Source organism: Bradyrhizobium sp. P5_C11_2 (assembly GCF_054049755.1).
Genome location: NZ_JBFULT010000017.1, coordinates 1 through 21,930 on the forward strand (window position 1 = coordinate 1; position 21,930 = coordinate 21,930).

Here is a 21,930-nt window from a genome sequence, read left to right on the forward strand (position 1 = left end):
ACCCCGCTGTCGTCCCGGCGAAGGCCGGGACCCATAACCCCAGGGAGGAGTTATGGGGCGAACTGGTAACTCCGAATCTTCGCCAAACCTAATCCTGTGGTTATGGGTCCCGGCCTTCGCCGGAACGACGTTGAGGAGGCAGCGTTCTCGCGATCACGACAACCGCATATCCAGCAGCCGCCGGCCTTCGCCCTTCAGCAGCTTCTTCACCGCGCTCGAGGCGACGACTTCGCCGTCATTGGCATAGGCCTCGTGGTTCTTCTCGATGTCGTCGAGGCGGTAGAGGTAGTTGACCATCACGCCGGCCGATTCGCGCAGGCCCTTCGGCGAGAGGTCGCCGAGCCAGTTGATGCGCTCGAGACGGGCGCCGTTGCCGAGATGGAAACGGGCGACGGAATCGATCAGCTTGCCCTTTGGCGTGCGTGCTTTCAGGAAGTAGTGGGCGGCGAGCGGTTCGATCACGCTGCGCAACTGCGCGGTCGCGTCCGCATCCTCGAACCATTTCGGCTCGTCGAGGCGCTTCAGCAGCTCGCGATCCTCGTCCGACAGCGGCAGGTCCTTGTCCTGCTTCACCCACTGCATGAAGCCGGGCACCGGCGACAGCGTCACGAACGTGTCGAGCTTCGGCGTTTCGCGGCGCAGCTCCTCGACCACCTGCTTGATCAGGAAGCTGCCGAAGGAGATGCCGCCGAGACCGCGCTGGGTATTGGAGATCGAGTAGAACACGGCGGTGCGGGCGCGCTCGATCGCGACGGACTGACGGTCGACCGCGAGCAGGGGTTGAATCGCGCCGGGGATGGTCTCGGTCAGCGCGACCTCGACGAAGATCAGCGGCTCGTCCACCATCGCCGGATGGAAGAAGGCGTAGCAGCGGYGGTCGACCGGATCGATGCGGCGGCGCAGATCGTCCCAGTCGCTGATCTCGTGGACTGCTTCGTAACGAATGATCTTTTCGAGGATGTTGGCCGGGGTCGACCAGTCAATCCGGCGCAGCACGAGAAACCCCCTGTTGAACCACGACGAGAGAAGATGTGAGACGTCGCGATCGAGCGCGGCGAAATCGGTGTGCCCCTTCATCATGCCGAGCAGATCGGCGCGCATGTTGACGAGATCGCCGGTGCCGCCGGGCGCGCGGTTGAGGCGGCGGATCAGCTCCTGCCGGCGCGGCTCGGAAGCGAAATGCAGCGAGCTCGCGTCCTCGTCGCTGGGCTTGGCGCGCCATTTCTCGATGGCCTTGGACAGCCGTTCCCGGTCCGGCCCGAAGTCGCGCACCAGTGCCTCGAAGAAGGCGCGGCGTCCGGTCGCATCCAGCTCCTGGTAGAGATCGAGCACCTCGCGCRCCATCGCGGTGCCGGAGGCCTCCCCCCGGCCCGAGAGCAGCGCGCCGCAGAGCTCGATCAGCCCGTCGGCGTCCTGTTTGGTATCCGAGGTATCGCCGCGACGAAGCAGCGTGCGGCCGCGCTCGGAAATCGTGGCGAGCAGGTCGGAGAAGAAGGCGTTGGCCATCTGGGCTTTTTTCGATTCCGGTTTGTGCGTTGCGGAAGCTTACACGGGATTTAGGCGGAAGCCGATCACAATCAAGCAGTCGTATTCTGCATCTTTAGCTGTGCCATGCATCCCACGAAGGCTGTCATGCCCCGCGGAGACTGTCATGCCCCACTGTCATGCCCCGCGAAGGCGGGGCATCCAGTACCCCGCGGCTTTTCGATTCTAGCCGCGCCGTCTCGGAGTACTGGATCGCCCGGTCAAGCCGGGCGATGACACCGCGTGTGTCGCGGCAATCGCCGCGAGTTCGGAGCGGCCGCTACCCCTTCCCCGCAAACTCCGTCGGTGTCCGCCCCGTGACCTGGCGGAACGCGGCCGAGAAGGCGGGAACGCTGGCATAGCCGAGCTGGGCGGCGAGCTGCTTGACCGAGACATTGGCATCCGTCGACAGCCTTTCGATGGCGGCCGCGATGCGGGCGCGCTGGCACCAGCTCTTGAAGCTCAGTTGCGTCTCCGTCGAGAACAGCCGCGACAGCGTGCGCGCGGAGGTTGCGACCTCGCGCGCCAGCGTGTCGATGTCGTGCAGGCCGGTGGGATCGTCGAGCACGATCATGGCGGCGCGCCGGCAGCGCGGCTCGCGCGGCAGCGGCACGAAGGTCGCGGAATCCTCGGCCTGGTGCAATTCCAGCATCACCAGGCGCACCAGCAGCTCGGTGCGTTCCTCAGTGTTGCGGGCGTCGAACAATGCGAGGATCGCCTGGTTGAGCAGCGGCGACACCCGCACCACGAATTCCTTGGTCAGGCTCTTGAGGCGCTGCTCGCGCTTCAGCCACGGCAGGTCGAAATACAGCGTGCGCAACTCGATGTCGGCCAGCAGATCGATGGCATGCTCGAGCCCGGCCGGCACCCAGACCGCGCGGTCCGGCGGCACCAGCCAGCGGCCCTTGGGCGTCGTCACCTGCATCGTGCCCTTGGCCGCATAGACCAGCTGCGCCTCGCGGTGCATGTGCGGGTCGAGCCGCATTCCCTTGGGGTAGTCGCGCGCGACCAGGTGCACGCCCGCGGGCGAGCGATGGTTGCTCCGGACCTCCCGCAGGATTGGCGTTTCGACGACAGTCATTGGCAGCATCCCGTCATGCCCAGGACATATAACTCATTTCGGAGCAGGAGAGGATTCGGAATGAACAGTCCCGGCCGGGTGATCGGCTTCGTCAACGCAGGCCATTTCATCGACCATTATGCGATGCTGATCTTCGCCGCCGCCGTGATCATCATGGGGCCGGCGCTCGGCATGGCCTATTCGGAACTGCTGCCTTATGCGACGCCGGGTTTCATCGCCTTCGGCGCGGGTTCGCTGCTCACCGGCTGGCTCGGCGACCGCTGGAGCCGCCGCCACATGATGCTGATCTTCTTCATCGGCATTGGCGCCGCCATGATCTCGGTCGGCTTCGTGCAGACGCCGCCGCAGCTCGGCGCGGCGCTGTTCGCGATCGGCATCTTCGCCTCGATCTACCACCCCGTCGGGACCGCCATGATCGTGTCCTATGCCGACAAGCTCGGCCGCGAGATGGGGCTGAACGGCGTCTGGGGCAATCTCGGCGTTGCCTCGTCCGCACTGGTCACCGGCGTGATCGGGCAATATCTCGGCTGGCGCTTCGCCTTCATCGTTCCCGGCGTGGTGACGATCCTGATCGGCATCGCGTTTGCGATGATGGTCGTGCATGAGGACCGCAAGGGCTCGAAGCAGGCCGCGGCGCAGGCGCGGGTGGCGAAGCAGGACATGTGGCGCGTGATCCTGGCGCTGCTGATCGTGGTGATCGCGATCTCCACGACCTTCAACGCGGTGACCGTCGCGCTGCCAAAGCTGTTCGCGGAGCGGCTCGCGGACCTCACGAAAAGTCCGGCGCTGCTCGGCGTCATCGCGGCCTGCGTCTACGTGTTCGGCGCGATGACCCAGTACACGATCGGCCGGCTGCTCGACCGCTATTCGCTGAAGGCGGTGGCGCTGCCGCTGTCCTTCATGCTGGCGCCGTTTTTGTATCTGGCGGCGAGCCTGTCCAACCTGCCGCTGATTCTGGTTTCGATCGGCATCGTCATGGGTGCGTTCGGGCAGGTCACGGTCAACGACGCCATGGTTGGCAAATACACCACCGAGGAGTGGCGCTCGCGTGCCTATGCGGTGCGCTATTTCGTCGGCTTCACCGCGGCCGGCGCCTCCGTCGGCCTGGTCGCCTGGCTCTACGAGCAGGGCGGCTTCGTCACCATGCTGCACGCGTTTGCCGCACTCTGCCTGCTCGCGATCGCCGCCGCGCTCATCCTGCCGCGCGAGATCAGGACGCCGCAGGCGGTGTGAGGGGATTCAACCCTGCCGCCATTCCGGGGCGTCGCGTAGCGACGAGCCCGGAATCCATTTCTCCGCGGTCTCTGTTGCTCGATGGATTCTCAGATGCGCAATTGCGCATCATAGCTCGCGCCTGTCGGCGCGCCCCGGAATGACGGGAAGAGACGCTCGGAATGACGGGGGAGACGGCGGACGTCGCGATACGCCATGCACGCCACCCATGATGCCATCATGCCGGTGTTTTGCCCGACGGAGCAAGTCATTTCGGCAAGGCCGAAATTTCTCAAGTCTTTTCAACCCCATCTCTACTGTGCATGGGGTTGTTTGCGCATTTTTTGTCGGAGGGGGCTTCCGTCCAGCTAGGACTTCACCTCCGCGACCGGCTGCGCCTTCGGCGCCTTCTTCGACGCCCGCCAATTCTCGAACCGCTGCACCACCACGAAGAAGGCCGGCACGAACAGCACCGCGAGGCAGGTCGAGGCCAGCATGCCCGAGAACACCGTGATGCCGATCGATTTGCGGGCACTGGCGCCGGCACCGGTCGCGATCACCAGCGGGACCACGCCGAGGATGAAGGCGAACGAGGTCATCAGGATCGGGCGGAAGCGGGCGCGCGCCGCCTCGATCGCGGATTCCAGCACGGGCCTGCCGTCGCGGTTATGCAGCTCGAGCCCGACCTCGACGATCAGGATCGCGTTCTTGGCCGACAGCGCGATCAGCAGGATCAGGCCGATCTGGCAATAGAGGTTGTTGTCGATCTTCAAGGCGTTGAGGATCAGCATCGGCCCGATCAGCGACAACGGCACCGCGAGGATCACCGAGATCGGCGCGTACCAGCTCTCGTACTGGCCGGCGAGCACGAGATAGACCAGCAGCATCGCGAGCCCGAACACCCAGTAGATCTGGTTACTGACCGCCTTCTCCTGATAGGACATCGCGGTCCATTCATAGCCGGTGCCCGGCGGCAGCGTCTTGTCCGCGATCTCTTCCATCAGTTGCAGCGACTGGCCGGAGGAATAGCCCTGCGCCGGCAGGCCGATGATGGTCGAGGACGGATAGAGGTTGTAGAGGCTGATCAGCGACGGGCCCGTGACCGGCGTGATCTTGGCGACGGTGCCGGTCGGGATCATGTCGCCGTTCGAGTTGCGCACCTGCATGTTGGCGATGTCGCGCTCGGTGACGCGGAACGCCGGATCGGCCTGGGTATAGACCTGGAACACGCGGCCGAACTTGTTGAACTGGTTGACATAGGACGAGCCGAGATAGGTCGAGAGCGCCGCGAACACCTGGTCCGTCGTCACGTGCAGGGTCTGGGTCTTGATGCGGTCGATCTCGACATTGAATTGCGGCACCGACGAGCGGAACGAGGATTGGACGCGCTGCAGCGCGCTCTGGCTCTGGGCGTTGGAGACCATTGCGCCGGTGATGGCCTGGAGCTTTGCGAAATCGCTGTTGCCGTCGCGCAGCTCGACCTGCATCGAGAAGCCGGCCGCGTTGCCGATGCCCTGGATCGGCGGCGGCGGCAGCACCAGGGTGCGCGCTTCCATGATGACCGCGAGCTTGTCGTTCAGCCCGTACACCAGCGAACGCAGGTCCTCGCCGGGTCCCTTGCGCGCGTCCCAGTCCTTCAGGATGATGTAGGCGACGCCGGCATTGGCAAGGCTGGCGCTGTTGTCGAGTGCGGAGATGCCGGCGATGGTGATGACCTGCTGGACGCCCGGCGTCTCTTTGATGAGCTCGCTGGCCCGGTCGAGCACCTTCTGGGTCCGTTCCAGCGAGGCGCCGTCGGGCAGCTGCACGGCGGCGATCAGATAGCCCTGGTCCTCGATCGGCAGGAAGCCGGTCGGCACCCGCGACAGGCCGTAGCCGCCGATCCCGATCAGGACCAGTGCAACCGCAACCGACGCCGTGGCGTGCCTGACCAGGAATCCGATCAGCCGGATGTAGCCGCGCTCGACGCGGTTGTAGACGGCGTTGAAGCCCCGGTAGAAGAAGTTGCGCTGCTCCGGCGGCACCGCCGGCCGCAGCCAGAGCGCGCATTGCGTCGGCTTCAGCGTCGCCGCGTTGATGGCGCTGAGCAGCGCGGTTGCCGCGATCACCAGCGCGAACTGCGAATAGATGCGGCCCGTGAGGCCGGCGAGGAACGATGCCGGCAGGAACACCGAGATCAGTACCAGGGTGATGCCGACGATCGGCGCGAACAGCTGGTCCATCGCCCTGATCGCGGCGTCGTGGCCGTTCATGCCCTGCTCGATATTGTGGGCGGCGCCTTCGACCACGACGATGGCGTCGTCGACCACGATGCCGATCGCCAGCACGATCGCGAACAGCGTCGACATGTTGATCGTGAAGCCGAGCGCCGCCATTGCGGCGAAGGCGCCGATGATGGTCACCGGCACCGTGGTCGCCGGCACCAGCATGGCGCGCCAGTCCTGCAGGAACACCAGGATCACGACCAGCACCAGCAGGCCAGCCTCGATCAGCGTCATGTAGACCTCGTGCACCGAGGCCTGCACGAACTTGGTGGTGTCGAACGGGGTGTCGTATTTGATGCCTTCGGGGAAACGCTTGGCGAGCTCCGCCATCTTCTTCTCGACGGCCTGCTCGACCTGGAGCGCATTGGCGCCGGGCGACTGGAACACGCCGATGCCGGTGGCGGGCTGCTTGTTCAGCGAGAAGATCTGACTGTAGGTCTGCGCGCCCAATTCGACCCAGCCGACGTCGCGCACGCGCGTGACGTCGCCGCTGGTGCCTGATTTGACGATGATGTTCTCGAACTGGGTGGTGTCGTCGAGCCTTCCGTTGACGTTGAGCGTGTACTGGAACGCCTGGCCCGGCGGCGTCGGCGGCGCGCCGACCTGGCCGGCCGAGACCTGCTGGCTCTGCTGCTGGATTGCGTTGATGACGTCCTGCGGCACGAGGCCACGGACTTGCAGCTTGTTGGGATCGAGCCAGACCCGCATCGAATACTGGCCGGCGCCGAACACCGTGACGTTGCCGACGCCGGGCAGGCGGGAGAGCTCGTCGCGGATGTTGATGGTGGCGTAGTTGCTCAGGTAGAGGCTGTCGAACCTGGAATCCGGCGAGGTCAGCGTCACGAACAGCAGGATCGAGGTCGATCTCTTCTGCACGGTGACGCCCTGGTTCTGCACGGAGGTCGGCAGCTGCGACAGCGCGCTGGAGACGCGGTTCTGCACCAGCACCTGCGCGAAGTTGAGGTCGGTGCCGATCTTGAAGGTCACGGTCAGCGTATAGGTGCCGTCGGAGCCGCTGTAGGACTGCATGTAGAGCATGTCCTCGACGCCGTTGACCTGTTGTTCTATCGGCAAGGCAACCGTGTCGATCACGGTCTTGGCGCTGGCGCCGGGATAGCGCGTCGTCACCTGCACCGTCGGCGGCACCACGTCCGGATATTGCGCGATCGCGAGGTTGAACAGCGCCACGCCGCCGATCAGGATCATCAGAAGCGCGATGACGTTCGAGAGGACCGGGCGCTCGATGAAGAATTTTGAGATCATGGCCGGCGGCCCCTCACTTGGCAGATCACTTGGCAGATCACTTGGCCGACGCCTGCGGCTGCTCGATCTTCGTGACTTGCGGGTCGATCTTCTGGCCAGGGATCACCCGGAGCAGCCCTGCGATGACGACGCGGTCGTCCGGCTTCAGGCCGCTCTCGATCACGCGCAGGCCGTTGTCCAGGGGACCGATCTGCACCTTGCGCTGCTCGACAATGTTGTCGCTGTTGACCACCAGGAGATAGCGGCCGCCCTGGTCGCTGCCGAGCGCGGTGTCGGGAACGAGGAGGGCGCTCTTGTCCTGGTCGAAGGGCACCCKGACGCGGACGAAATAGCCGGGCAGCAGCGCCCGCTTGTCGTTGGGCAAGACGCCGCGCACCGCGAGCGTGCCCGTCGATGTATTGAGGGTCGGCGCGACGTAGTCGAGGTGTCCTTCATGCGGATAGCCGGTCTCGGTCTGCAGGCCCACCTGGATCGGAAACTGCTTGAGATCGACCGGCGTCAGTCCGCGCCGCTGCGCCTCGGCGCGGATGCGCAGCACATCCTGCTCGTTGACCGTGAAGTTCACCCAGATCGGATCCATCGCGACGATGGTTGCGAGCTGGGTCGGGGAGGAGACGCCGACGAGTTCGCCGACCGAGACCAGGTGCGCGCTCACGATGCCGTCGAACGGCGCGCTGACCTTGGTGTAGCCGTAATTGACCTCGGCGAGCCTCGTATTGACCTGGGCCTGCTGGAGACTGGCCTGGGCGTTGTCGCGGGTCGAGGTCGAGGTGTCCAGYGTCGCCTGCGAAACCGCCTGGCGCTGCACGAGATCGACCTGTCGCTTGAAATCGGCTTCGGCCTGCTTGAGCGTGGCCTGCGCGCCGACCTCGGCCGCCTGCGCCTGCTCGAGCTTGAGCTTGTAGGTGTCCGGCTCGATCGTGAACAGCTGGGTGCCCTGCTTGACGAAAGTGCCGTCCGTGTAGTCGATCGATTGCAGAAAGCCCTGCACGCGCGCCACGAGATCGACACTCTTGATCGGCGCGGTGGTGCCGGTGGCCTCGACATAGCGGGTCACCGCGCGCTGCACGGGCGCTGCGACGTCCACCTTGGGCGGCGGCGGCGCCACGAAACTGTTCTTGTCCTCGCAGCCGGCGAGCGCGATCAGCGTCGCCGCGGCGGCCAGCGCCCGCCCGATACGTCTCCACTCTCCATTGCGTTGTGCGGGAGATGCGGAATTCGCGCAGGTCATTCGATGGCCCCCGATTGCTGTCTGTCGGTGCGGCAGGCTAGCAACAAATGACCGGGCGTGGAACACCATAGCCATGGCAGTCGCGGGCCTTGCACTGCAAACGGCAGCGTGGCCTTTGACAGGTTTGTCATGACAAATGGCTTTTCATCGCGCGCACGATCGACCAGAATTGTCGAAGGCCGCGCGACGGGCGTGAGGCGGACGGAAAAGAAGCAGACAAGATAAGCGGACAAGATAAGAAGAAACGCGAGGAGAAAATGACATGCCAATGCCACTCCGGTCGGCTCTCGCCGGCCTCGTTCTCGCAGCGGTGGTTGCCATGCCCGCGCTAGCTGATGGCCTGAAAGAGGACATCGCGCCGACCGGAAAACTGCGCGTCGCGATCGCGATCAGCCCCGCGGGTGGTGCGTTCTGGTCGACCAAGACGGAAGCGGGCTATGCCGGCGTGCCGGTCGATCTCGGCAAGGCGATGGCCGCGCAACTCGGCGTGCCCGTCGAATATGTCGTGCACCAGAATTCCGGACAGATCACCGACGCGGCGTCGAAAGGCACCTGGGATGTGACCTGGCTGCCCAAGGATCCCGAGCGCGAGACCAAAATGATGTTCGGCCCGATCTACGAGGTCGCGGACGCCACCTACATTGTCAAGCCTGGCTCGAGCATCACCAGTTTCGGCACGCTCGACCAGCCCGGCATCAAGGTCGCGGCCGTCAACGCGACGACCACCATGCGCGGTGCGATCGCGCATCTGAAGCATGCGAAGGTCACGGGCTATCAGACTTATGACGAGATCTTCAGCCTGCTGAAGAGCGGCGAGATCGACGCCTTCGCGCTGTCGCGCGACCAGCTCAACAAGATGGCGCAGAAGATTCCCGGCTCGCGCGTCCTCGACGAGACGTTCAAGAAGACGGTGACTGCCGTCGCCGTGCCGCTCGGCCACAGCCAGGCGCTGACCTTCGTAACCAGGTTCATGAACGAGGCGGTGACGAATGGCACGCTGCGCAAGGCCTATGACAACAACGGCCTGAAGGACACGCCGATCCGGACGGAATAACGCTGTCGAATCTGGACCTTGCGCCGCGGTCTCGTGGTGGCGCGGCGGTGTCCGGATCGTCTTTGCGATTGTGAAAAATCTTGTCGGAGCAATTGCGCAAATTGTCGCTTGCGTCAAACTGACACAGCTCTGTCACCCGTGTTCGCTAAGGTCCCGAAGGTCGGCGTCATTCCTTCGGGGCAAAAACGATGAAATCCAGACTTCTTGCGACGGCCGCGATTTTCGCGGCCGCGACGGCACTTGCGTGCAGCATTCCGGTCCTCGCAGACGATTTCGGTCGGGGGCAGGATCAAGATCATGACCATGATCGCGATCATCATCGCCATCCGCACGACATCCACACCGAGACGCCGATCAAGCATCTCGTCATCATCTTCAACGAAAACCGCTCGTTCGATCATTACTTTGCGACCTATCCGAACGCGGCCAATCCGTCGGGCTCGATCCCCTTCGTGCCCAAGCCGCACACGCCGAAGGTCAACAACCTCGTCACGGCGAATCTGCTGGTCCATAACCCGAACAACAGCCCGGCCAACGGCACCGGCGCGACCGATCCGTTCCGGCTCGACCGCACCCAGGCCAACACGCGCTCGCAGAACCACTCCTACACGCCCGAGCAGCAGGCCGTGGACAACGGCAAGGAAGACCTGTTCCCGAAATTCACCGGCCGCGGCACCGCCGGCGGCGCCGGCGCGTTCGGCACCAACGGCCAGGTGATGGGCTATTTCGACGGCAACACCGTCACCGCGTTCTGGAACTACGCCCAGCACTTCGCCATGAGCGACAATCACTGGACCGACACGTTCGGCCCGTCGACGCCCGGCATGCTCGAGGTGGTCTCGGGCCAGACCAACGGCGTGCAGAACATCGTCGGCACGTCGGCGTCGATCGCCGATGGCCAGGGCGGCCTGACGCTGATCGGCGACACCGACCCGGGCTACGATTCATGCTCGAGCACGACGAGCACCATGTTGATGACCGGCAAGAACGTCGGCGATCTCCTCAACGACGAGCACATCAGCTGGGGCAGCTTCATGGGCGGCTTCGACCTGACGCTCAAGAACGCCAACGGCACCACCGGTTGCGGGCGCAGCACCTTCTCGAGCAACGTCAACGGCACCATCGTCGATTACAGCCCGCACCACGCCTTCTTCCAGTACTTCAAGTCCACCGCCAACCCGACCCATGCGCGGCCGAGCTCGGTCCATGCGGTCGGCCATACCTACGCGATGGACGGCAAGACCCTCGATCCGGCCAACCACGGCTACGATCTCGAGGACTTCTATGCGGCGGTGAAGGCCGGCAATTTCCCGGCCGTCTCCTACATCAAGATGCCGGCCTTCCAGGACGGTCATGCCGGCAACTCCGATCCGCTCGACGAGCAGGTCGGCAATGTCGAACTGATCAACTTCCTCCAGAAGCAGCCGGAGTGGCGCGAGACCGCCGTCATCATCACCTATGACGACTCCGACGGCTGGTACGACCATCAGTACGTTGCGCCGAAGAACGCCTCCTATGATCCGACCGCCGATCAGGTCAACGGCCCCGGCCTGTGCGGCCTCGGTCCGCAGAAACAGCCAGCGCCGAAGGGCCTCGGCGGCCAGCCGGTGAACGGCCGCTGCGGTCCCGGCACGCGCGTGCCCTTCATCGTGGTCTCGCCCTACGCCAAGTCGAATTTCGTCAGCCACACCTATATCTCGCAGGCCTCCGTGGTGCGGTTCATCGAGGACAATTGGCTGCGCGGCCGGCGTCTGGGCGGCGGTTCGTTCGACGCCTCCGCCGGATCGATCATGGACCTGTTCGACTTCGATCAGGACCATCGCCACGACTTCCGGATGGACGCTCTGTTCCTCGATCCGACCTCCGGCACGGTCATTGTCAGCCCGCCGGACGAGCACCACCACCACTAGTCCAACGGGACAACTTATGAACAGCCGCACCATGTGGCTTCTCGGCGTCGGCCTGCTCGCGCTGGCCGGCGCCGTCTTTGCCGCCGAGACGCAAGGCTTCGCGGAGGCGAATTCGGCCGGCGCGAACCCCAATCCGGTTCGTCTCATGCGTCCGCCCACAGCTCCGCTGTCCGCGATGGCGCAGCTCGGCAGGGAGATATTCCTCGACGCCTCGCTGTCTTCGTCCGGCACGCTGTCATGCGCGTCCTGCCACAGTCAGGATCATGCCTACGGTCCACCCAATGACGGGCCGGTGATGCTCGGTGGCGCGAGCTTGTCGCGGCAAGGCGCACGCGCGGTGCCGTCGCTGACATATCTCGATCGCCACCCGAATTTCAGCATCGGCCCCGACAAGGGCGACGACGACAACGTCATCGATCTCGCGCAGATGGCCGCGCTCGGTCAGCAGGCCGCACGCGCGACGAAAACCGCGGGCGGCACCGCGGCGTCGGCTGCGAACATCGTGCCGCAGGGCGGCCTGTTCTGGGACGGCCGCGCCGACACGCTTCAGGATCAGGCGCTCTTCCCGCTGCTCGACCCCAACGAGATGGACGGCGGCAGCGCCGAGATCGTCGCGGACAAGCTGCGCCGCGCGCCTTACGTGCAGCGTTTCGTCGAGCTGTTCGGCGCAGGTGTGCTCAAAAATCAGAGGCTCCTGATCGCCGAGGCGATGTTTGCGGTGGCGCGTTATCAGGTGGAGGAGCCGAGCTTCCATCCCTACACCAGCAAGTATGACTACTGGCTCGAGGGCAAGGCGCGGCTGAGCGAAAGCGAGCTGCGCGGCCTGCAATTGTTCAACGATCCCGACAAGGCCAATTGCGCCGGCTGCCATACCTCGGCGCCGACCCGTGATGGCCTGCCGCCGCTGTTCACCGACCACCAGTACGAGGCGCTCGGCGCGCCGCGCAATGCCGCGCTCGCCGCCAATCGCGACCCGAATTACTTCGATCTCGGCGTCTGCGGCCCGCACCGCACCGACATTTCCGACCAGACGCAATATTGCGGCATGTTCCTGACGCCGACGCTGCGCAACACGGCGATCCGCCGCGCGTTCTTCCACAACGGCGTCTTCAAGACCCTCGACGAGGTGCTGGATTTCTACAATTTCCGCGACACCAATCCGGAAAGGGTGTTTCCGCGTGCGGCCGACGGCGCGGTTCAGAAGTACAACGACCTCCCGCAAAAATATCACGCCAATGTCGACGTCACCGATCCGCCCTTCGACCGGCACCCCGGCGACAAGCCGGCGATGACGGAGCAGGACGAAGCCGACATCATCGCGTTCCTGAAGACGCTGACGGACGGCTACAGGCTGGAGAACTGATGACCCAACATTGCGTACCGCCCCTCAGCGCGGCTTGATCTCTGCGTATTTCGTCATCGCTTTCTCGAACTTCCGGTTGAACAACCACATCGCGCCAAGAATCTCGCGGAAGCTCGCCGAGGTTCGCGCCCGGTCGGCCTGCCCGAAGGCGAAGATGCTGTTGTTGCGCAGATGTTTCATGATCGTGGGACTGGACACCCTGTAGTCGAGCAGATCGCCTGACTTGAGTGCGGACCGCGTTGGCGTGGGAATGATCTGGATCAGCTCGAACAGCTTCATCTGGTCGATCGGGTCTGGCAGCGTCTTCACGATCGCTGGGATTTCGCGGAAGACGTCCGCATGCGCATTCATGAGGCCGTCGCGCACGTTGGTCCAGTGATTGAAGCGGTGATCGGTGCCGCGGGCCCGCGCCTCTTCCTTGTCGTCGCGCGCGTTCAGTTCGGGATCGGCCGCCGCGATCTCTGCCTTGATGGCCTCCCATTTCCTGCGCCCGTTCCGGTCTTCGGACGGGCCGGTTTGCAAGCTGCCCATATAGGTGTTCGAGCGGCCGTTGCGGACATTCTGCTTGCCGTTGGTCTCCGCAAAGAACAGCCCGAGGCTGATCCGCCCCGCCGCTTCGGCGTGCACCGGCGCAAGCCCCTTGACCCGCGCGATCGCGCTGGCGAGATCGACGACGTCCTTGAACGGCGTGGCCGAGGCTTGCGCGCCGGCGGGCGGCGCCTCCATGAGGTCGAACAGCTTTCCGTATTCGTCGATCAGAGGTTCGATGTCGGCATCGAAATAGGCTGGAGGGATCTCGAACTTGTTGGGTCGGCCGATCCTCGACGGCATGACGTCCGTGAGATCCTTGTAAGCACTGATCACCGCGACGCGGGCAAGATAGATGGCCTGTCCCGGCAGGTTCGGCAGCGGCTGCTTCGCCTCGATCTGGCCGCGCCGCTCGGCAAGGATGGCTTTGAAATCGCCGAGCGCGCGATCATAGGCGGCAACCGCATCGGATTGCTTCGTCGTGAGCGGGCCCGGTTGGCTCACGGCGGGCGATGCGAGGATCAGCCCAAGCGCCGCTATGATTGCGGCGGCGTGATATCGTGCTCTCATGGCCGGTTCCCTGGGCCTGTCGATTCGATGGCCAGGGGGATCGTAAGCATCGGAGGCGAGGGCTGGCGAGCGGCAAATTCCCACGCGGCCCGAATTCGCCGCCTCACGCCGCCTGGTAATCCGGCGCGGAGGCGAGAAACCGCGCATAGGCATCTGCATCCGGCGGCAGGAAGCGGCCCGCGAGCCCGCCGCGCTTCTGCTCCCTGGCGCCGATGTCGGCCATCAGCTCGTCGAAATGACGGTAGTGATAGGGCGCGACGCAGAGGCCGCCATAGACGCCGGCGGCCGGCCGTTCGACCCGCTTGAAGTGCAGCATCATCTCGATGTTGTCGCGCATCTGTTGCGCGCTCGGCTGGCGTGCGAGCTGTCCGTCGGCGTAACGGACCAGCCAGTTGGCGGCGAGGTCGGCGCAGAGCACGGTGCAGAACGAAGAGTTGAAGCCGACGAAGCCGAGCTCCGGCAGGTCGGGATTGGCGATCAGGCGATAGAGCCGGTACTGCCCGTCCGCATCGACCAGCTTGGCCTGGTACGCGTCGGGCAGGAACGGCACGCCGAGCTTGTAGCCGATCGCGAGCACCGCGACATCGGCCGCCACCCGCTCGCCGCCGCTCATCACGATGGTGTCGCCGTCGTAATGGTCGAAGCTGCCGAACACGGCCTTGATGCGGCCGTCGGCCACCATCGGATGGAAGCCGGGCGTTGCGATCGGCACCGAGCAGTTGACGCCATCCTCGATCCGCTCTTTCGGCACCATGTTGCATTGCTTCAGCTTGAGCTGTGCCTTCAACAGGCTCTCCAGCCCGCGCCAATTCGCCCACACCAAGGGCGCGGCAATGCGATGCGCAAGCCGTGCCATCGCGCTGATGCCCCATCCCGGAAACATCTCCTCCTGCGCGCGGATGTAGAGGATGCGCTTGAAGTTGACGAGACCGCCGATGAAGTAAGGAATGCGCCAGACCGGCTCGCGCATCACGATCGTCACCTCGCGTGCGCCCGCCTTCACCGCGTTCACCGCGATGTCGGTGGCCGATTTCGATCCGCCGAGCACGACGACGCGCCGTCCTTTCGCCAGGTGAGGATCGTTGTATTTCGATGAATGCAGGATCTGCCCGCCCTGCGCGACAAAGCCGTCTTCGCCGGGGCAGCGCAGCTCCCGCGGCTCGTTGAACTGTCCGGTGCAGACCGCGACGAAGTCGAAATCTTCGCTCGAGGACGCGCCGTCCTTGTCCGAGAGCGCGAGCGTCCAGCCCGGTCTGCCGTCGGCGCGCCGCGCCATGTCCGACACGCTGGTGTTGAAACGCAGCATGCGGTCGAGGCCATGACTTCGCGCGTAGTCGGTGAGGTAAGCGTGGACCTGCGGTCCGGTCGGCCATTCCGGATAGGCTTCGGGCATGGCGCGGTCGGTGTAGCGGTAGAGCTCCTTCGGGCTCTGGGTCTGCACCTCCGGATAGGAGCGCGCCGGCTCCCAGACGCCGCCGAGATCGGCGCTGCGTTCGATGATGGTGACCCGGTGACCGCGGGTCGAGAACGCCTTTGCGGCGGCAAGGCCGGAGACGCCGGCGCCGATCACGCAGACATGCTTTGGACTGACCATGGGATTGCTCGCGAGCTCGAATGTTCTGGGTGCAGCAGGCCGCGTTCAGCCGCGCTGCGCGGCCGCTGGACCTGCGACGAGACGGACATGGGGGGAGGCCGGCCGCCTAGTCGTTGGCTTCAGGCGGCAGGAAGTCGACCTCGTGCAGGGCCGAGATGCGCACCACCTCGGCCGGGTCCGTCAGATCGTGCAGCTGGTTGAACAGCGCCTCCAGCTTCTGCATCGGCGAGACCCAGAACAGCGCGCGGCACGGCTTGTCGGACTTGTTGAAATAGCCGTGCGGAATGCCGCGCGGCATGCGCACGAGGTCGCCGGCCTTGGCCTTGACCCACTGGCCGTCGAGCTTGAGATCGAGGACACCCTCCTGCACCAGGATGAACTCGTCCTGGGTCGGGTGGATGTGCACCGGCACGAACTGGCCCGGCTCGCTGTTGGTCTCGAATGCGAAGGTGGAATCGGTGACGGCCTTGGGAAAATAGACCTGGCCCAGAATGTTCCAGGTCTTGCCGCCATAGCCGGTGCCGTTCGCGGTAATGCCCTTCTCGAGTGCAGTCATGGCTCGCCTCCATCGTGGATCCCGACGAGGGGGGAGCTTCGGTCAGGCGCGGGCGGCTGTCTATCCGCTAAACGAATCCGAACACGTCCGCTGCCGTGCGGCGCGACGTTTTTGCGACAGGGCTCTTTCCGGGGACGGGGAATTATTATAGGTTTAAAATATTCCGTGATGCGAAGCGTGGTCGACGATGCCCGCAGCCGAGCTGGAAATGAGCGCGCCTCGCTCCGCGGCCGAAAGGCTCGCGGCTTTCGCCCGCGTCACCACCGACGACGCCGACGAGGCGGCCGAGCAGGTCGGGCGCATCTTCTGCCCGCATGATCTGACGCCGATGCGGACGTCGGGTTTCTCGGCCAGGCACAATTGTGCCGACTTCGACGGCTTTTCCATCAACTATGTCGCCTATGGCGGATCCGTCACCATCGATCCCGGCTGCCTCGAGCGCTTCTTCCTGGTGCAGATCCCGCTGAGGGGCACGGCCCACATTCGTGCCGGCGCCTGCGCGCTCGAGACCGCGCCGGCACGGACGGCGTCGCTGTTGTCGCCGACGATCCCGACCCGGATGGTCTGGACCGACTCTGCGCAAGCGATCCTGCTGCTCGACCGCCGCATGGTCGAGCAGCGCGCAGCCGCGTTGTCGGGCAGGGCGACCGGCGCGGTCGAGTTCGACCCGGCGCTCGACCTGAACGCGCCGGCCGCGCGCGGCCTCGCGGCGAAGATCGTCGAGCTGATGATGCTCGCCGAAGGTCTCGGACCGTCCGGCCGGCTTTCACCGGCTGCGACCGCGGGCTGGCGCGAGGCGCTGCTCCATCACCTCCTCGGCGGCCAGCGCCATGGCCTGTCCGACGCGATCAGAACGTTCTCGGGCCAGGGCGAGCGTCTGCCGCGCGCGCTGCACACCGCGCGGGACTGCCTCGCGGCGAATGCCTGCGAGCCGCTCGACCTTGCGCACCTCGCCTGTGTGTCCGGGATCGGCATCCGCGCGCTACAGCTCGGTTTCCGCCGCCATTTCGGCGTGTCGATCTCGCAGATGCTGCTCGACATGCGCCTCGCCAGTCTCCATACCCGGCTCGCGCAAGCCGAGCTGGACATTTCGATCACCGAGATCGCCTTCGATCTCGGCTTCACCCATCTCGGCCGCATGGCCGGCGCCTATCGCGAAAAGTTCGGCGAGACTCCGTCAGCGACGCTGCGGCGGCGGATGAGCTAGTGGCGCAGGGAAAACCTACTTGCGCGATCGCGTCGCGCCGTCGTCTTCAGTCGCCTGCTTGCGCAAGAAGCGCTCGACATCGGCCTGCACCGAATAGGGCGTCGGAATCGGATCGCCGACGGAATCGACCGCGGTGTCCAGACATCGGCGCAGCATGCGCGCCAGCTCGGCCTTCCGGTAGGGTTTTGTCAGCAGCGGCGCGCCATGCCCGGCGCGTCCCTGCGCATGGAGCGAGTCGTAGGCGTATCCGGACGTGAACAGGACACGCAATGACGGCCGCACCGCGACCAATTGCCCGGCAAGCTCCCGGCCGTTGATGCCGCCGGCCATCACGATGTCGGTGAACAGCAGATCGAACGGCGTGCCTTCGGCGGCGATGGCGAGGGCTTCGGTCGCGTTGCCGGCGGCGACGACCTTGTAGCCGAGGCTCTCGAGCTGGACGGTGACGTATTGGCGGACGTCGCGGTCGTCCTCGACGCAGAGGATGGTTTCGCTCCCGCCCACGACCTTGCGATTGTCATAGCCCGCGGGGCGAAGCGCGCTGGCATTTGCCTTCGGCAAATAGATCGCGAATGTCGTGCCGCGGCCTTCCGCGGAGGAGACCTTGATGCCGCCGCCGGACTGCTTGGCGAAGCCGAACACCATGCTGAGTCCGAGCCCCGTTCCCTTGCCGACCTCCTTGGTCGAGAAGAAGGGATCGAAGATCCGCTCGAGAATGGCCTGTGGAATGCCCGTGCCGGTATCGGCGATCTCGATCTCGACGTAGTCGCCGGCATAGCCGACGCCGACCGCCACGGCTTCGCGGACGCCGAACACGGCATTGCGCGTCGTCAGCGTGAGCTTGCCGCCCTCGGGCATCGCGTCGCGCGCATTGATCGCGAGATTGAGCAGCGCCGAGCTCAATTGTCCGCGGTCGACGAGGGCGAGCCAGATGTTGCCATCGAGCTTCGTCACGATCTCGATCTTCTTGTCGAAGGTCGCGAGCAGCAGCTTTGCGATTTCTTCGAGCAGCTCGTTGACGTCGATCTCGGCCGGCTTCAGCGCCTGCTTGCGCGCGAAGGAGAGCAGGCTCGAGGTCAGCGCGGCGCCGCGGTCGGCCGCCTCGCTGATCAGCTTGGTGATGGTCGCAAGCGGCGGATTGTCCTTCACGGCGTCGGCGAGGATCTCGATCGTCCCCGTGATCACCGTGAGCATGTTGTTGAACTCGTGCGCGATGCCGCCGGTGAGCTGGCCGACCGCTTCCATCTTCTGGGCCTGGATCAGCTGCTCCTCGGCGGCGCGCTTCTGGGTGATGTCTCTCACGAAGGTACTGACGACGTAACGCTCTCCCAGCCGCAGCGCGGTGCTGGAAGCTTCGGTCAGGATCCGATCGCCGTTCCTGTGGATCAACGTCACTTCGAAGCGCATGCCGGTCGGCGCGACCGATAATTCCGGCACCAGCCGCGTCATGCGTCGCCTGAAACCGTCGCGCAGGGGCTCGGCGACGACGAGGTCGACGACGTCGGCGCCAACAGCCTCGCGTCGCGTCCATCCGGTCAGAGCCTCGGCCTGGGCGCTCCATTCCACGACGAGCCCGGTTTCGTCAGTCTGGAGGAAGGCATCGAGCGCGGCCTTGATGATGGCCTGCRCCATCCGTGCGCCATCCGCGCCGGCCTGCGCCGGATCGGCCGATTGCGCGGCCCGCTTCGCCGGCGACGCCTCGATCGCGCGCGTGCACAGATGCGCGAGCAGCACCGCAACGACACCGCTCGCCAGCAGGGCGAGGATCTGGGCCGTGCCGAAACCGTGCGGGCCGGTGCCGGCCCCGGCATAGGAGGCGAGAAGGATCGCGGCGGTCACGATGACCTGCGTGGCCATCGCAAATGTCACGATCCCCCTGAGTTTCATGGTCTTGCACCCAAGACGCCAGCCGCGGGCCCGCCCTGTCGAGGGGGCGCTTCATTTGGGCTATAGACTGCCCGTGTCTCGGTCGAGGGTCAATTTTGCGGCGCGGCGGGCCGGCGAACAGGGCCCGGCGGGCTCAACCTGCGGGCGAATCGGTCTGCTGCAGCGTCGTCACCCAGATCACGCGGGCCACCTGCTGGGTGGGATTGTCGAACATGTGGGGCACGATGCTCGGGAAACGGAAACTGTCGCCGGCCTCGAGCAGATGGGCCTGGTTGTCGAGCCACAGCCGCAGGCTGCCGGACAGGATATAGCCGGCCTTCTCGCCGGTGTGCTGCAGGAAGTCGGTGCCGGACGAGGCGCCGGGATTGAGCGTGAGCTCGTAGAGTTCGAGCTGGCCCTTGCCTTCCGGCGTCAGGGCTTCCTTGACGACGCCGCTGGCGGTGAGCCGCAGCAGCCGCCGGTTGTTCTTGCGTACGATGTAGTGCTGAACGTCGCTGGGATCGCTGGTCTCGAAGAAATAGGAAATGGGAACGTCGAGGGCGATGCTGAGCAGGCGCAGCGTGCGTATCGACGGCATGGCGCGCGCGCGTTCGAGCTGGCTGATCATGCCGTTGGAGAGCCCGGTACGGTTGGCGACGTCCTGGATCGAGAGGCCGGCGCGCTGACGCAGCAGCCGGACGGTCTCGCCGAGGCGCTGATCGACGGCGTCGTCGTTGTCGATCGTCGGGGTGTCCTTCGGACCGTTGGTGTCGCCGCGACCATCCATGTCGCTCTCCCATGCATCATCGCGCCGCCGGACCACATCGGTCCGAGGGATTAGTCAGAGTGAAAAGGTCGCGCATACTAGCAATGTGATTGACAGCTGTATTTAGTCATGATGAACTTTTGATAGAAAAATTTAGAAGCACTAAAGCCCACTCCTGTCCCTTGCCGGGGTCTGGGGGCGCGGGAGACGGTGCCGCGTGCGACAACGGAGAGTGGTCATGGCAGACGACACCGGCAAGTTCGGCGTTGGGGCACTGCAACTCGGCATTCCGAATCGCCGTCAGTTCTTCCAGCTCGGGGCCGGCGCCGCCGCGGGATGGAGCCTTGCAGGCAGCGCCTTCGCGCAGACCGAGCGCCCGACCAATCCGCCGGACAAGCCGCGCGGGCAGGTGATCGCGGCGCTGTCGCAGGAGCCGACCGTCTTCCATCCGCTGATGCCAAACATCGAGGTCGATCAGGGCATCTGCTGGCAGGTGTTTTCGCCGCTCTGGTACATCGATCCCGACGGGAATTTCGTTCCCGACCTCGCCCGCGAAGTGCCGACCCTCGAGAATGGCGGCCTGTCGGCCGACGGGTTGACCTGGAAGATCAAGCTGCGCAGCGACGTGAAGTGGCACGACGGCACGCCGTTCACGGCGGAGGACGTCAAATTCTCCATCGAGCTGATCAACAATCCCGGTTTCCGCGCGCGCAGCCGGGTCGGCCATAGCCTCGTCAAGGACATCACGGTCGTGGCGCCCGACGAGATCCATTGGCGGATGGAAGCGGCCTACTCGCCCTATATGTCGATCCTGGGGTCGTTCACCTTCATCGTGCCCAAGCACATCCTGGAGAAGGTGTCCGATCCGAACGCTTCGCCATTCCACAATGCGCCGGTCGGCACCGGCCCGTTCCGCTGGGGCGAGCGCGTGCCCGGCGACCACATCCTGCTGAACGCCAACACCGGCTACCACGGCAAGGGGCCGTACGTCGAACGCGTGGTGTTCAAATACATTCCCGACCTCACCGTGCTCTACACGCAGTTCCGCACCGGCCAGGTCGACTATACGGGCCTCGCGGGCATCCTGCCGAACTTCGTGCAGGAGGCGAAGACGCTGAAGGGCCGCAAGATCTTCGTCTCCTCGACCTCCTCGGTGGAGCATATCGCGCCCAACCTGGAATTCGGTCCCTTTGCCGACCGCGCCGTGCGCGAGGCGCTCTATCTCGGCATCAACAAGCAGGCGATCATCGACGCGCTCTATTACGGCCTGCCGACGCAGACCGAGAGCTTCGTGCCGAATCAGGCCTGGTCGTTTCAGCAAGGGCTGCCGCAGCACAAATACGATCCTGCCAAGGCCAATGCGCTGCTCGATGCTGCGGGCTGGGTCCGCGGCTCCAGCGGCATTCGCGAGAAGGGCGGCGTCAAGCTCGAATTCACCAACTCGACGACAGCGGGCAGTGCCGTGCGCGAGCAGTGCCAGCAGCTCCTGATCCAGGACTGGCGGGCCATTGGCGCGACGATGCGCGTCAACAACATGCCGGCGGCCGTGATCTGGGGCGACTTCTGGCAGCAATCGAAGTTCAATTCGGTGATCGTCGGCGTGAACTTCATGCTGGGCAGCGACCCCGACGTGACGCCGCGCTTCGGCTCCGGTGCCATTCCCGCCAAGGGCGGCCGCGGCTACAACACTTATCAATACCAGAACGCGGAGGCCGACCGGCTGCTTTCCCAAGGCGCCAAGCAATTCGACCTGGCGCAGCGCAAGGCGACCTATGGCGAGCTGCAAAAGCTCATCCGCAACGACCTCGCTATCCTGCCGCTGTTCCAGAGCTTCATCGCCGAGGGCGTGAAGGAGGGGCTGCAAGGCTTCCGTCCCAACATCAACATGTCGATCAACAGCTGGAACATGCGCGAATGGTATTGGGCCTGATGTCTCCGGCT

Annotated in this window: 15 protein-coding genes; 6 read left to right on the plus strand and 9 right to left on the minus strand. The window is 65.0% G+C overall.

The window, feature by feature from the left end:
- Nucleotides 1–153 precede the first annotated feature (153 nt).
- Nucleotides 154–1,506, minus strand: a complete 1,353-nt coding sequence (locus tag ACXJL8_RS03545; protein WP_456684634.1) for a malonyl-CoA decarboxylase — start codon at nt 1,504–1,506, stop codon at nt 154–156.
- 298 nt (nt 1,507–1,804) lie between these two features.
- On the minus strand, nt 1,805–2,614 hold the full coding sequence (locus ACXJL8_RS03550; RefSeq protein ID WP_456617933.1) for an AraC family transcriptional regulator: 810 nt from the start codon (nt 2,612–2,614) through the stop codon (nt 1,805–1,807).
- 51 nt (nt 2,615–2,665) lie between these two features.
- Between ACXJL8_RS03550 and ACXJL8_RS03555 the strand changes: the two genes are divergently transcribed.
- The gene (locus tag ACXJL8_RS03555) at nt 2,666–3,838 is read left to right on the plus strand and encodes an MFS transporter (protein WP_456617932.1); all 1,173 of its coding nucleotides are present in this window, start codon (nt 2,666–2,668) and stop codon (nt 3,836–3,838) included.
- Nucleotides 3,839–4,185: 347 nt separating this feature from the next.
- On the opposite strand, the gene ACXJL8_RS03560 is transcribed toward ACXJL8_RS03555, so the two are convergent.
- The gene (locus ACXJL8_RS03560; RefSeq protein WP_456617931.1) at nt 4,186–7,344 is read right to left on the minus strand and encodes an efflux RND transporter permease subunit; all 3,159 of its coding nucleotides are present in this window, start codon (nt 7,342–7,344) and stop codon (nt 4,186–4,188) included.
- Nucleotides 7,345–7,381: 37 nt separating this feature from the next.
- Nucleotides 7,382–8,575 (minus strand): efflux RND transporter periplasmic adaptor subunit, encoded by a 1,194-nt coding sequence (locus ACXJL8_RS03565; protein WP_456617930.1) that lies wholly within the window; start codon nt 8,573–8,575, stop codon nt 7,382–7,384.
- A 262-nt stretch (nt 8,576–8,837) separates the two neighbouring features.
- On the opposite strand from ACXJL8_RS03565, the gene ACXJL8_RS03570 reads away from it, so the two are divergent.
- The 3 genes from ACXJL8_RS03570 (at nt 8,838) to ACXJL8_RS03580 (ending at nt 12,902) form a co-directional block, all read left to right on the plus strand.
- Nucleotides 8,838–9,629 (plus strand): ABC transporter substrate-binding protein, encoded by a 792-nt coding sequence (locus ACXJL8_RS03570; protein ID WP_456617929.1) that lies wholly within the window; start codon nt 8,838–8,840, stop codon nt 9,627–9,629.
- Nucleotides 9,630–9,817: 188 nt separating this feature from the next.
- A complete protein-coding gene (locus tag ACXJL8_RS03575; protein WP_456617928.1) occupies nt 9,818–11,539 on the plus strand; it encodes a phospholipase C in 1,722 nt (573 codons plus the stop codon).
- Between the two features lie 16 nt (nt 11,540–11,555).
- Nucleotides 11,556–12,902 (plus strand): cytochrome-c peroxidase, encoded by a 1,347-nt coding sequence (locus ACXJL8_RS03580; protein ID WP_456617927.1) that lies wholly within the window; start codon nt 11,556–11,558, stop codon nt 12,900–12,902.
- A gap of 24 nt (nt 12,903–12,926) precedes the next feature.
- On the opposite strand, the gene ACXJL8_RS03585 is transcribed toward ACXJL8_RS03580, so the two are convergent.
- The 3 genes from ACXJL8_RS03585 to ACXJL8_RS03595 form a co-directional block, all read right to left on the minus strand.
- The gene (locus tag ACXJL8_RS03585) at nt 12,927–14,000 is read right to left on the minus strand and encodes a hypothetical protein (protein WP_456617926.1); all 1,074 of its coding nucleotides are present in this window, start codon (nt 13,998–14,000) and stop codon (nt 12,927–12,929) included.
- A gap of 103 nt (nt 14,001–14,103) precedes the next feature.
- Complete coding sequence (locus ACXJL8_RS03590; RefSeq protein ID WP_456617925.1) at nt 14,104–15,594, minus strand: flavin-containing monooxygenase; 1,491 nt, start codon at nt 15,592–15,594, stop codon at nt 14,104–14,106.
- 106 nt (nt 15,595–15,700) lie between these two features.
- A complete protein-coding gene (locus ACXJL8_RS03595) occupies nt 15,701–16,150 on the minus strand; it encodes a cupin domain-containing protein (RefSeq protein WP_456617924.1) in 450 nt (149 codons plus the stop codon).
- A gap of 187 nt (nt 16,151–16,337) precedes the next feature.
- On the opposite strand from ACXJL8_RS03595, the gene ACXJL8_RS03600 reads away from it, so the two are divergent.
- Nucleotides 16,338–17,357, plus strand: a complete 1,020-nt coding sequence (locus ACXJL8_RS03600; protein WP_456617923.1) for an AraC family transcriptional regulator — start codon at nt 16,338–16,340, stop codon at nt 17,355–17,357.
- A 15-nt stretch (nt 17,358–17,372) separates the two neighbouring features.
- Here ACXJL8_RS03600 and ACXJL8_RS03605 read toward each other — a convergent pair whose 3' ends face one another.
- A complete protein-coding gene (locus ACXJL8_RS03605; RefSeq protein WP_456684635.1) occupies nt 17,373–19,244 on the minus strand; it encodes an ATP-binding protein in 1,872 nt (623 codons plus the stop codon).
- A gap of 133 nt (nt 19,245–19,377) precedes the next feature.
- The gene (locus ACXJL8_RS03610) at nt 19,378–20,010 is read right to left on the minus strand and encodes a cupin domain-containing protein (protein ID WP_456617921.1); all 633 of its coding nucleotides are present in this window, start codon (nt 20,008–20,010) and stop codon (nt 19,378–19,380) included.
- A 217-nt stretch (nt 20,011–20,227) separates the two neighbouring features.
- Between ACXJL8_RS03610 and ACXJL8_RS03615 the strand changes: the two genes are divergently transcribed.
- Nucleotides 20,228–21,919 carry a peptide ABC transporter substrate-binding protein gene (locus ACXJL8_RS03615; RefSeq protein ID WP_456617920.1) on the plus strand — a complete coding sequence of 564 codons (1,692 nt, stop codon included), beginning with the start codon at nt 20,228–20,230 and terminating at the stop codon, nt 21,917–21,919.
- The last annotated feature ends 11 nt before the right edge of the window (nt 21,920–21,930 follow it).

Excerpts from the sequence above, each read along its gene's own strand:
- ACXJL8_RS03550 (WP_456617933.1), bottom strand. The coding sequence starts at position 2,614 with ATGCTGCCAATGACTGTCGTCGAAACGCCAATCCTGCGGGAGGTCCGG.
- ACXJL8_RS03555 (WP_456617932.1), top strand. The coding sequence starts at position 2,666 with ATGAACAGTCCCGGCCGGGTGATCGGCTTCGTCAACGCAGGCCATTTC.
- ACXJL8_RS03560 (WP_456617931.1), bottom strand. The coding sequence starts at position 7,344 with ATGATCTCAAAATTCTTCATCGAGCGCCCGGTCCTCTCGAACGTCATC.
- ACXJL8_RS03570 (WP_456617929.1), top strand. The coding sequence starts at position 8,838 with ATGCCAATGCCACTCCGGTCGGCTCTCGCCGGCCTCGTTCTCGCAGCG.
- ACXJL8_RS03575 (WP_456617928.1), top strand. The coding sequence starts at position 9,818 with ATGAAATCCAGACTTCTTGCGACGGCCGCGATTTTCGCGGCCGCGACG.
- ACXJL8_RS03580 (WP_456617927.1), top strand. The coding sequence starts at position 11,556 with ATGAACAGCCGCACCATGTGGCTTCTCGGCGTCGGCCTGCTCGCGCTG.
- ACXJL8_RS03585 (WP_456617926.1), bottom strand. The coding sequence starts at position 14,000 with ATGAGAGCACGATATCACGCCGCCGCAATCATAGCGGCGCTTGGGCTG.
- ACXJL8_RS03590 (WP_456617925.1), bottom strand. The coding sequence starts at position 15,594 with ATGGTCAGTCCAAAGCATGTCTGCGTGATCGGCGCCGGCGTCTCCGGC.
- ACXJL8_RS03595 (WP_456617924.1), bottom strand. The coding sequence starts at position 16,150 with ATGACTGCACTCGAGAAGGGCATTACCGCGAACGGCACCGGCTATGGC.
- ACXJL8_RS03600 (WP_456617923.1), top strand. The coding sequence starts at position 16,338 with ATGCCCGCAGCCGAGCTGGAAATGAGCGCGCCTCGCTCCGCGGCCGAA.
- ACXJL8_RS03610 (WP_456617921.1), bottom strand. The coding sequence starts at position 20,010 with ATGGATGGTCGCGGCGACACCAACGGTCCGAAGGACACCCCGACGATC.
- ACXJL8_RS03615 (WP_456617920.1), top strand. The coding sequence starts at position 20,228 with ATGGCAGACGACACCGGCAAGTTCGGCGTTGGGGCACTGCAACTCGGC.